General features: G+C 61.7%; 6 protein-coding genes. 3 read left to right on the forward strand and 3 right to left on the reverse strand.

Annotation, left to right across the window (positions count from 1 at the left end):
- A partial coding sequence (locus tag YU1_RS33075; RefSeq protein ID WP_156922453.1) for a transposase occupies positions 1-211 on the reverse strand: 211 nt, incomplete at its 3' end.
- A 184-nt stretch (positions 212-395) separates the two neighbouring features.
- Here YU1_RS33075 and YU1_RS0125115 point away from each other — a divergent pair.
- Positions 396-962 (forward strand): hypothetical protein, encoded by a 567-nt coding sequence (locus YU1_RS0125115; protein WP_029006406.1) that lies wholly within the window; start codon positions 396-398, stop codon positions 960-962.
- A gap of 123 nt (positions 963-1085) precedes the next feature.
- A complete protein-coding gene (locus YU1_RS0125120; RefSeq protein WP_029006407.1) occupies positions 1086-2531 on the forward strand; it encodes a phospholipase D-like domain-containing protein in 1446 nt (481 codons plus the stop codon).
- Positions 2532-2691: 160 nt separating this feature from the next.
- On the opposite strand, the gene YU1_RS0125125 is transcribed toward YU1_RS0125120, so the two are convergent.
- Complete coding sequence (locus YU1_RS0125125; protein WP_029006408.1) at positions 2692-4689, reverse strand: ATP-binding protein; 1998 nt, start codon at positions 4687-4689, stop codon at positions 2692-2694.
- Positions 4679-5974 (reverse strand): SIR2 family protein, encoded by a 1296-nt coding sequence (locus YU1_RS0125130; RefSeq protein ID WP_029006409.1) that lies wholly within the window; start codon positions 5972-5974, stop codon positions 4679-4681. The genes YU1_RS0125125 and YU1_RS0125130 overlap by 11 nt, the downstream gene beginning before the upstream one ends.
- A 455-nt stretch (positions 5975-6429) precedes the next feature.
- Here YU1_RS0125130 and YU1_RS0125135 point away from each other — a divergent pair.
- A partial coding sequence (locus YU1_RS0125135; protein WP_029006410.1) for a lysozyme occupies positions 6430-6698 on the forward strand: 269 nt, incomplete at its 3' end.

Consider the following 6698-nt stretch of genomic DNA (forward strand, 5'->3'; position numbering starts at 1 on the left):
CAGCCCATCGGACAAAGCGGTTGTAGAGCGTCTTACGCGGCCCATATTCAGGCGGCGCGTCGATCCATCGGCCGCCCGATTTCAGAACATGCACGATGCCGCTGATCACCCGTCGGTCATCGACGCGCGGCTTACCACGCGTGTCCTTGGGCAGATGCGGCTCAAGCCGTGCGAACTGTCCATCCGTCAGCCAGAAACAGTCTCCGCTCATCACCAGATCCTCCATGGATCTGGTGAATCACAACACGCTGCCAACGCAAATCATTTTATGGGTCTGAACCCTAATCCCCCATCTAGAGATGCTTGTGCACGGCGCGGTCCATCTGACCCAAGAACCGCCTGCCGATGCGGACGCATACAATAAGCTCGTGGAGGTCTACTAGGCCACACTGCTCATGGCCCAAAGCATCAGGGTCCTGCTCGACCACCCTAAGAATTCGAAGGGCGACAACCCCGACGTAATTGCGCTGGACGGCAGTCAGGCCGCCCGCGCCTACGCCTTCAAGACGGTGCGTTCGCCACATACGCAGAGCCTCCTCGATCACATCGTCAAGGGCGTCGACCAGATCGAGCGATGCCCGGCGCCGGAGGGCATCGTAGCGTTCAACCTCACCCCCCGGCTACTCGGCGCAGGCCTCTGGCCGGAGGCCGGTTTTTTCGCGGACTGGCGGCAGCCCGCCGTCCACACGATCGAAAAGCTGACAGGGATGATCTCCGACGTCCTTAAGGACAACGGGAAGGAAGCTATCGAGGGCGTCTTCGCGGGTAAGAAGGCGGCCGGCTCAATCCTGTGCGTCGCATTCATCCCGACGGTCGCCAGAAACCCCATAACCGGGAATGCGGTGTTCATGCCGCTGAAGGTCGCCACGCTCGTCAATCTGGTCGCGGACCGTCCTCTGTCCGCAGAGATGTTGGCGGAGATAGCGGCAGCAAACCACACCATGCAGACTACGCTCGGCTGACGCTGGACATCGCGACTTTGGGTGAGGCGAAATGAGCACTACCCGCAACTTAAGGTCGCGTCGACGACGCCGTGTAGTTCGCAACCGCCTTTACCTAACAACGCGCCAGCAGCATGATCGGGTATGGCAGAGCACCAAAAACACAGCTACGACCTCTTCGCGCGCAGGCCCGGACGAAAGGCCGAGAGGGTACTTGTCGTCACACCCTATGTGGAGCGGGAGTTCTTTGAGCGCCTGATAGGCGACCTCAGACCCAAGCAGCTTCATGTCGTCATCGACGACGGATGCCGGCGCGATGACATCCAGATGATCAGGGACTGCGTCGACGCCTCGAATCGGAAGGTCGCGCTTACGTGCGTTCCGGGTTCCGCCCCGGGCCTCGTGCACTTGAAGCTCTTCTATATCGTCTGGACTACAGAGGCGAAGCGGACGGAGCGCACGCTGGTCTTCGGGTCGGCCAACGCCACTCGGCAGGGCTTCGGGGGCAACGTGAATGCTGAACTCATAGCCAGCTGCCGCCTCACGAAGACTCGGCACTCTCACATCATCGACTGGTGCGAAGGCGTCGTGGCCGCGACCTCCTCGGGCGAGGAACGCTTGGTCGAACCAGCCAGAGACCTAGACCTTGGCACCGGTCTTCAGCTCCGACTTCCTGGCATGAGGGTCGGCCGGGAAAGGTCCAGCCTCAGCAACTTCGACCTGTGGATCCAGCGTGGCTACCTCCTTTCCGACTACCGGCCGGATCCGAGCTTCCTGAAAGTGACCGTTCGCCTAAAGCAGTCGCTGGCGCAGTCGGAGGAGTCGCAGATGGTGACCCAGAGCGGCTTCGACGTCCCCGTGAACAAGACCCTCACGTATCATTACGTGGATAACACCGGTGCGCCCGACGACGGTCACGCGCCAGCGGAAGAGCCCGACGGCGAAGCGGGGAACTGGCGACGCCGGCTGTTCGTGTGGACGCACCTTGGAGACTGGTGCTCGGAAGCATGCCACTTGGCTAACGGCGTCAAGTTCAAGCGTCGCGGCTATGACGACCGCGTCGCGCAAATCCGGGCGCTGGAAGGACTGGATGATGCGACCACACGGGGGAACGCGCGTCAGGCGTTCATTGACGCTGTCTCCGGGCTCTGGGACAGGCTGGGGAGCGCAGCAAGCTCGTTCTTGGAGGGTGGCGCCAGCCTAGACCGAGCGCACTACGCGCGGGTTTTCGACGAAAGGGTGTCGAGAGACCTGGAACTGATCGAAGACTTGGAGTTCAGGCGCCGATATCTGACCGGATACGAGCTGGCGCAGGTGCCGCGCTTCCGGACGGACATAAGCGGCTGGGGCGAATTCCTCGAAAGCATGACCCAGCAGTTGTGCCTTGACGATGCGCGTGGCGGCCGGAGCCACTCGCTCTTCCTCAAGGCGGTCAGGGAGGCCGTTCAGGCCGCCGGCGCGGACAACTCGGTCCTTGAGGAGAGCGGCTCGCTGCTGACATTCCTGCGCACCACCTGGCGAGACTCCAAGAGGCGGCCCGGCAGGCTCTCCAAGCCGGCACTCATCCTGGAAGCCTATCACGCACGGTGACCCGCCCTGCGCCTGGCCCTGCTCCCATCTATCGCTGATTAGACGGAGTGAAGTGACCGGGGCGGCATTCGACCAGCCCAGAACCTCCAAGTGTCCGGCAGCCGAATCACGGCCCTCGTTCGGAGCGATGTTTGAGAAAACGTCGATCCGAACCGTATCACTACGGCAGGAGCAGTTCCGTAGGATCACCCGCCGCCTTGAACCATAGCTCGCGTATCTGCGCGTCATCGCTTCTAGGACGAGGGGAGACGTTCCGGACCTTGAACGTAGTCGGCAGGTTGACTGCGTTCCCGAAGATAAGGGCGTGCTGCTTGGGCAGTGACGGAAGACGCTTCATGACGCTGTCCGAAATGAACGGCGTCATCTGGCGGATATGCGCGAGATCGTCCGGATTCTGGATACGATGCACCACGAAGTTTGAGCATTGGGAAAGCACTGTTTTCGACAGTTCGCTCGGCCTCTGCGACGCGACCATGAGGAAGGCTCCGTATTTGCGGCCCTCCTTCGCGACCCGTTCGAAGATTCGGCTCGCGTCGATGGCGTGATGCGACGGCCGCTCCGCAATGTATCGGTGGGCCTCCTCCAGGACGAGATGAACTGGAAGACGATTCCGGGGATCCGCACGGCGCAGCCGGTCGAACAGTAGCCGGGCGATCACCGCCGAGACTACCTCGACCACCTCGTCCCCTGCGTCGTTCATGTCCAGGATGATGATCTGGGAGCGCTTATGGAGGGCGCCCTGCTGCCGCTCGAGTCCGAGTAAATGTTCGACGAAGAGTTCGGTGGACTGCTCTTCGGGGCGGAGCGCATCGGTCGGAACGCGAAGGAAGGCGAACTCCTCGCGGTCCCTGATCCACTTGAAGCGGGTCAGCATCTGCGAGCAATAATCGCGAATCTGCTTGTTGCCGTGCGCCTCCTCGTAGAGGAGCGCGATTTCGAAGCACTCCTCCAAAGTCCCGAAGCCGAACGGCTTGCCAGTGTAGGCGGGTATGGTAACGCCTTCCTGTATGAAGGTCTTCAGCTTTTCAATGAATGCTTCGGTATTGCCACCCTGCGGGAAGTTGCCGAATTGCATGTTGAAGCCATAGTTGGTCAGCACCGTCATGTTCAGCTGATCGTCACCGAAGTGATTGAGCAAGCTGACCATCCGGTGGGTCTTCGAGACTGCCGCATCGTTGCCGCCGAAGACCTCCTTTAGGCACATGGCCAGAATGTGCCGTCGGAGAGCGGCGGAGTTCGCGGTCTGCTCGGCGAACAGGCTGGTGAGCTGCAAGGCCGTCCGCAGGACCGGCTGCTGCGTCCGTTCGCTGGCGCGGAGCAGCAGTTCCCATTCCTCGATCGACATGAACCAGTGCGGCAGCCGGAAGACGGACGGCATCTCGTTCGCGTCGAGGGGGACAGGGGGCGCCGCTTGGGGGTTCGCTCTCATCGCGAGATAGGATCGTCTGATCGGTGCTGGCAGTTCGGCAAAGGCGGCACGGTATTCGCCGTTCACATCGAGCAGCAGGAAGGTTGCTCCCCGCGCCGCCAGTTCGTCGCGCTTGTCGAAGAGGGACTGGAGTATGCTGGCGACGGTGCACGACTTTCCGCTGCCGGTATTGCCGAGCACGGCGAGATGGCCGCCGAAGAATTCGTCGACCTTCGCCTTCACGTCGTAGCCTTTGAAGACGACCGATGTCCCGATCGAAAGGGCCTTAAACCGCGTGTGCTGACCGCCTTCAGGCGGCACGTGTTCCTGCCAGTCGGCCACCTCGAAGATGCGGTCGAGCTCTGCATCGAGGACGTAGAGCGCGTCGGCGTAGAGCGACGGAAACGTCGAGACGCCGAACCGGAACGCGCCGTCGCGCGCCAGCGGAAGCATTCCGACTGGCACCAGTTCGAGGAACTTGGAGGAACCGGCCTTGTCGAGCGTGTTCGACGTGTCCGCACCCGCCCGCCCGCTGGTCGGATCCTTCTCCCAAAGTCCGATCACCTCGGCGACGACGTATTCCGTTTGGCTGGGTATGACAACAAACGAGCCGAGCGCCGCCACGTAGTGGACATCGTCGAACCCGACGACGGTGAAGTTGTCGCTGCCCCGATGGAGCTCGACCACGAAACGATCGGCCGCGACCGTGACGACCTTGCCGATCGCGCGGCGCGCATCGTCAGTCGCCATCGGCGCCCCCGGCCTTCTTCGCAAGCAGGTCGTGCAGGACCTTTTCGACCGCGCTCTCGATGCGGGTGCCCGGCAGCTCTGGCATGAATCGCTCGACGAATGCGTCGAAGTAGTGGGCTGACCGTATGGAGAGCATGCTGTCGCTGCCGATGTGCCAGATGCGCGGGTCGCCAAGATCGCGTAGCTGCCTGATAACGCCCCCAGAGTCTTCGGCGGCAAAGATGATTAGGCGGAAGTTTGGGATCGTCAGCGCCTGGAAGATGATATTGTTGATGTGCTGGTCACCGAAGCTGTAGCCGCATGTGACGAGGACGCTCTGATCGCGGACGACTTGCGTTTGGAACTCGCGGAATAGGTCCGCGTAAGGGCTTACAAAGCTCGCGCTCTGCTTGGCCGGGGTCGGATAGATGAGCACGCGACCTTCCGGCGAGCCGGGCACGTCGGTCAGCTCGCGGATCGGGAATAGCGTCTCGCCGTCCTCGATCCAGTTCACCGATCCATGCAGCTTGCCCAAATAGATGAAGCTGTCGACCGCCGACCATTTCCGGTTGCTGATGTCGAGTTGTTCCGCCAGAGAATAGCGGAACATGGCGGGATTGAACCGGCGCTCGATGACGCCCGAGAAGCCGTTGCAATATGGCATTCCGCGCCTGTCCATCGCACGCTCGTTGAACAGATCATAGTTCGTGGTGAAGATCCACGGGCGAGGCAGGGACCGGTCGCGGAACTGGAGCTTCTGATAAAAGGACTGGTAGAGTTCGAGGACACTGTCGTCGCCTCGTGCAAACGGCCCGGTCGTGCAACTGTCGAGGACGTGCTTGGCGACTTTGCCGATCACGCGGTCGACGACAGCGGCGACGGCCTTTGGGTTGGCCTCCTCGGTTCCGTCGTAGACAAACCTTGCGCCGTAGAGCGCCTCCATCAGCCGCTCCAGGTTGTTCGCGAACCGCTCGGCCCCGATATCGAGCCCTAGCCACTGCTTGAGGGTGTCGCGCTCCGTTGCCGACACGTGCGGCGCGTCGTCGTCGTCGCCGACCGTGCCGAGGAACGACTTCGCCATCGGTCCCATCGTTGGAATCCCGACTTCCGCATTCCCGACGCGGAACGAGGAGCAGCCGGAGCCAAACAGGAAGGACAAGTTGCGGGCGTTGAGGGCATCCCCGAGTTGCCCGCGCACGGTCTCGACGGCATCGCTCGCCTCGAGGGTGGTCCCATCCTTGTTCTTGAGGACGTCCTGCGCACCCTTCCAAAATGAAAAGGGCTCGAAATCCTTGTCGCCTGCCACTCGCTCCCCCTTACATGCCGTAGGTGTAATGAAGAGGATCGCACCTGTTAGTTCAAGGAGATATCGCCGCCACAATGGCGATCGACAGATGGAAAACCGCAAGGTTGTCTCATCCGGGAACCCTACACCTGACGTCCCCGAATGTCCGCTCCTGCTGAAATCTGACGCTCGCCATTTGGCTGGCGAACGTCGGCTAAGTCCCAGACGCAGTCGAAATCTGAATGTCCGGTGCTAGGCGCGGCCATATCGCCATTAAACGGCTTGGATGGGGGCGCAAAGTGGACATAGCCGAAAGGTCAGTCAAGGAGCGGGTATGGGTCAAACCCTCCCCTTTTTCTTACACAGCCGACCCCGGCGACACCCGTCACCCGTCCAACCTTCCCCCATCCTCCCCATGATCGCCTCAGCGCGTTTCGGGGCTGGCCCGGAACGCCGTCCTTCAGGGGGAGCGGCGGGTGTCAGCCCAGACCATTTCGCGAGACGGAACCGATCTCGTCAAAGCCTTTGAAAGCTGCCTGAAACCGATCTCCGGCCGCAAGGGCTTTTTCACCACCTACATCTGCCCGGCGGGTGTTCTCACCATCGCCTGGGGCCACACCAACGACCACGGGCGCGCCTTCAAGGCCGGAGAGGTCTGGAGCCAGGCCGAGTGCGACACCGCGCTGGCGCAGGATCTGACGACGTTCGAGACCAGCGTCTCGACCATCCTCAAGGACGTGCCGCT

This window comes from Azorhizobium doebereinerae UFLA1-100, from assembly GCF_000473085.1.
Classification (GTDB): Bacteria; Pseudomonadota; Alphaproteobacteria; order Rhizobiales; family Xanthobacteraceae; genus Azorhizobium; species Azorhizobium doebereinerae.